We start from the raw sequence: 385 nt of genomic DNA, 5'->3' as shown, positions 1-385 counted from the left end.
AGCAAGCCCGTCAACAAGCCGAATCCGGCAAGCAAGCGGGTCGAGACATTCAGGTTGCGCAGTTTCATTGCAGTCGTGGCCCGTTGTTGGTTACAACTTGTTTACGGCAAACCAACGAGCGGCTGAAGGTGGCTTTATGCCACACTGCGTAAAGAGAATAGAACACGGACGTTCGTACGTTGCCATCACCGACGCGTGACGGCATCATTCGATCCACATCAGGAGATCGCCATGTCGCACAAGGGAAGCTGTCATTGCGGACGCATCGCTTTCGAGGTCGAAGGCGAGCCAACCAGCGTCATGGCGTGCAACTGTTCGATATGCCAGCGCAAAGGCGCGCTGATGTGGTTCGTTCCCTTCGACCATCTCCATCTCACGACACCCG

General features: G+C 55.8%; 1 protein-coding gene. It reads left to right on the top strand.

Annotated elements, in window-relative coordinates:
* Positions 1-231: 231 nt before the first annotated feature.
* Positions 232-385, top strand: a 154-nt coding sequence (locus tag SB753_RS35190) for a GFA family protein (protein ID WP_410804676.1), incomplete at its 3' end; no start/stop codon positions are given.

The organism is Paraburkholderia sp. SIMBA_053, assembly GCF_046534895.1.
Taxonomy (GTDB): Bacteria; Pseudomonadota; Gammaproteobacteria; order Burkholderiales; family Burkholderiaceae; genus Paraburkholderia; species Paraburkholderia caledonica.
This window is presented reverse-complemented; position numbering and strand designations above follow the sequence as displayed.